2 protein-coding genes, 1 tRNA gene and 1 rRNA gene are annotated in these 3,742 nt (G+C 60.8%); all 4 read right to left on the reverse strand.

The genetic code is table 11. The features are described 5' to 3' along the window. The coding region (locus HWN72_RS26300) for a hypothetical protein (RefSeq protein WP_211151785.1) at window positions 1-1,556 on the reverse strand (1,556 nt) is incomplete at its 3' end. A 216-nt stretch (window positions 1,557-1,772) separates the two neighbouring features. Further along, window positions 1,773-3,092: a site-specific integrase gene (locus HWN72_RS26305; protein ID WP_211151786.1), complete on the reverse strand. Its 1,320-nt coding sequence runs from the start codon at window positions 3,090-3,092 to the stop codon at window positions 1,773-1,775. Window positions 3,093-3,240: 148 nt separating this feature from the next. Then, window positions 3,241-3,317 (reverse strand) — tRNA-Met (locus HWN72_RS26310). A 195-nt stretch (window positions 3,318-3,512) separates the two neighbouring features. Beyond that, window positions 3,513-3,627 (reverse strand): 5S ribosomal RNA (rrf, locus tag HWN72_RS26315). Window positions 3,628-3,742 lie beyond the last annotated feature (115 nt).

Here is a 3,742-nt window from a genome sequence, read left to right on the forward strand (position 1 = left end):
ACGGTCTGGACCGCAATGAACCGCGCAAGCGGTACTTCGGCGAGAGGACGCTGCGTCGCCATCTCACGAGCGACGAGCGCCATTTCGATCCATTGCGGATCGTCGCCCTCACCTCGCTGCGCGAATGCGCTCCATGCGGCAACGCTGGCCCAAAACCCGCGCTTCGGCTCCAGCACCATCTCGATAATCGCCGCGATGCGGTCCTCGATCTTGCGCTTCCCTTTGATCGCCAATGTGACGTCGTCGCCATTCTCGAACCAGGACTCGAGTTGAGGATTGATTGCCAGCCATCGGCCAGAAGCGCGCACGGCCCTTTCAACCGCCCTGGAATTGCTCGCTGCCTCGTCCACGCCCTCGAGCATCGAGGCAACAAGATCATGAACCGATAGAGACCTGGGCGCTACATCCGAGAGCCCGATCAGCGTGATAGCCTGCACGAGACCAAACGGGGGCGGCGAACTGGCCAAGCCATCCGCAAGGGCGCTGCTCAGGAGCAGTGCAGCGTCCTCGGCCGTCGCTTCATGGATCGACATCTCCGACGCGATGTGGCCGAGCATGTCTTCGATCTCAGGCCTGCTTAACGAGCCCGCTACCCAGGCGTCCCGCACACCGTGCCCCTGCTTGACCAGAATCGAAACCAGCGCGTTCTTTCTGCCCTGCTTGATAGATGCGAATATGCTTTGGGCCCCTGCCCCATCCCGCTCGGATATCAAGAGCTCCCTGACCTGGATCGCAGGGCGCTTTTCGGACACCGATCCAACAAAGCGCGCGGCTTTGATGATCGCATCGATCGCACGGCGCCGATCTTCTGCAACCCAGTTGCGGATCAGCATGAGGTTCGTAACCGACGCTGCCGATACCAGGCCTCGGCTGGCGGTCTCTTCAATCATCGAGGCTAACGGAGCCGCGATCGCAGGTTCTGCAAGAAGCCACCCGATAGCGGCCTCGCGCAGACTGGACTCGTCGGCGAGGACAAGTCCTTCCAGGAGACTGAGTTGCAGCCCGGCAGGCATGGCAGCCGTCAATTCGGCGAACTGGGTGTGGATCAGGAACGGATCGCCCTCACAGGCTTTCACCAGGTCCTTCAACATCTCGTCAACATCGGGCGGCGGGAGATTAAGCTGGCTGGCTCCGGTCTGGATCATCGTGTGATCCATTGCGCTGCGTATATCGTCCCCCACCTCGACGCCGGCCCGCGAGAACGCCGAAACAAGCGCGAGCGCTGCCGTCGCCGCGAGCTTGCCGGTACGGATTTGCTGAGCGATCGCGGTCCTGACGTTCTCTATGGCCATGCTCGCATGACCGCTTCCGGCCTCGCTTCGCTGCCGCAGCTGCTCGAGAGTGTTGCCAAGCATGAAGGAATAGGCGTGATGCATCATCGCGTCAGGCCGCTTCTTGCGCCCTTCGGCGCCCGCGAGGTCAACGATGAGCAGCAGGGCTTCGGGCTGCTCCGCCAGCATATCTGCGATGCTGTGTGCGCCGGGCGACAATGCCCCCGAGCGGATATCGTCGCGAACCATGCGCGCGATCTGTTGAATGGCGGCACGTGGCGTCACGATTGATGCTCCTTTCTCGCAGGGGGATTGCGTCATCGGTACAACTGCCGGCGGGGCGACGGCAATCCCATTTTGCCGCCGTGGGAATATCAAGGTTGGCTCGATGAAGGGCAAAGAGCACCTTCGTGCACGCATCAGCGCCGCAAGGGCGCTGCTGCGAGGCGCACCCGCAAGGGGATGCGCTGGCGCGTCGGCGGGCGCCGCGCTGAGTAGCGACTAGCCGCCGTTCAGATCATCATCTTCGAATGCCACGGGCACAGGCTGCCGGCGGCGTTTCGGCTTGACCTTGCGTACATTCACTGAGGCGGCGCTGATCATGTTCTTGATGTGCGCGGCATAATGCTTCTGGATCATCTCGACGCTGGTACGGCAGTTTCGCGCGACCGCGTAGACATCGGCGCCTTCCATGAGGCGCAAGCAGATGTACGTGTGGCGCAGCGAGTACGCGGTCCGCGCTTTGCCATCCCGATCAAATTTCAGCTCCGCCCTGGCAAGCACACCGTTGAACAGCTTCACGTGATTTCCGGGGAAGACCTTGTCGGTCGGCTTCGGAAGCTGAGCCTCAGGCGCTTCAGGCGCCTCATCAATTCCGGCCCGGCGCCGTCGCTGCGCCGCGCGGCGACTTTCCCCTTGCATGGACCTCGGACGATTGAGCAGCCGCTCATAAGGGCGCACCGCATTGGGCATACTTTTGCAGAAGCCCACCCCCCGCTTACCACGGACCTCGATTTCCAGGATCTGCTGTCCCGTCTCATCGTCGATGACGATCTCAACATCGCGGTGCTCAAGGTTGGAGGCTTCATCGGGCCTCAGGCCCGTATTGGCCATGAACAGAACGTAGTCATGCACCTGCTGCGCGTTCCACGCAAAGTGCGCGTGGAACGGCTCCTTCGCATAGGCCCCGGTGGCCTTGTAGAGCTGCTTGTATTCGGCGGGACTGAACCAGGGCCGATGCTCGACCTTGCTCGAAGCGCGATAAGGACTGGAGATGTCGGGCAGGTGCGACAGCCAGCCATGGCTCACGGCGGTGCGCAGCACCTGGCGCAGCGTCACGATTTCGTTGTGAAGGGTTTTTCGGGCGGGCGCCTTGTCCGAGACCGGGCGATTACTCTTCGAGTGCGGATTGGCGATGCCGCGCGACGACATCCGGTGCACCCGGTACTCCTGCACTTTGCCGCCCGTGATCTCGGAGAGACCAAGGTCGCCAAAGAACGGCAGCAGATGCACGCGAAGACGAATACCATGTCCCTCCGTCCAACGCTTGCTGCGCTGGCCCTCGGAAATGATCTCGTATTCACACAGGAACTGGGCGGACGCTTCCTTGAAGGTCTTCTCGGTCTTGAGGATGCCGGCATGCAATTTACCGCGCAGACCGAGATACCAATCTTCGGCAACTTGCTTGGCCAGCGATACGCTGTCCGTCCTGGTGGTGGCCCGGCGCTGCCTGCCACCAACCGATGCGGAGCAATGCCAGTTGCCGCCGTCGATGCGCCGGTAAACCTGGACCTTTCCGCCTAAGATCTCGTGCCTCTGCATGACAAACCGCCAGTGCTGCAAGGGGAGCCTGGGCAGGAATGTCTCATAAATCGCAAAGCTGCGCAAATGTGCTAGCGTTGTGCTAGGCACATCGGGGCCTTCGTCGATTCCGACGATCGCCTTAAGATGCTGTTTTGATTGTAAGTCTTGGTTGCGGGGGTAGGATTTGAACCTACGACCTTCAGGTTATGAGCCTGACGAGCTACCGGGCTGCTCCACCCCGCGTCACCATATGGGGCTGGTTTTCAGCCCGGGAGTGTTTTTTTGTCCATTCCGGCGTTGCCGGTGTGGAGGGGCGGGGTTCTCCATCCCGCCTGGTGGCTGCGTCTTTTGGGGACGCAAAAAGGGGGCTTTTGGCCCCCTTGTTTCGTTTGTCATTGTGATGGGTTTTTTATCTAGCGTTTGTGCGCCGGCTTCAATGCCTGGCGACGTCCTACTCTTCCGGGGCTTGAGCCACAGTACCATTGGCGCTGTCAGGTTTCACGGCCGAGTTCGAGATGGGATCGGGTGGGTCACTGACGCTATGGTCACCAAGCAATGGAGCCGGCGCATGAACGCTAGAGGTTTTTAATCGATGTATCCCGTGCGTATTCGTACAGATGTGTGTTTCTGGCTGATTTATCGTCCGCCATCTGACGTCGCTCTGCTGT

It is taken from the genome of Novosphingobium sp. HR1a (assembly GCF_015594425.1).
Classification (GTDB): domain Bacteria; phylum Pseudomonadota; class Alphaproteobacteria; order Sphingomonadales; family Sphingomonadaceae; genus Novosphingobium; species Novosphingobium resinovorum_A.

Bases quoted from the DNA above. Each gene is read 5' to 3' on its own strand.
- HWN72_RS26305 (WP_211151786.1), bottom strand. From the start codon at position 3,092: ATGCAGAGGCACGAGATCTTAGGCGGAAAGGTCCAGGTTTACCGGCGC.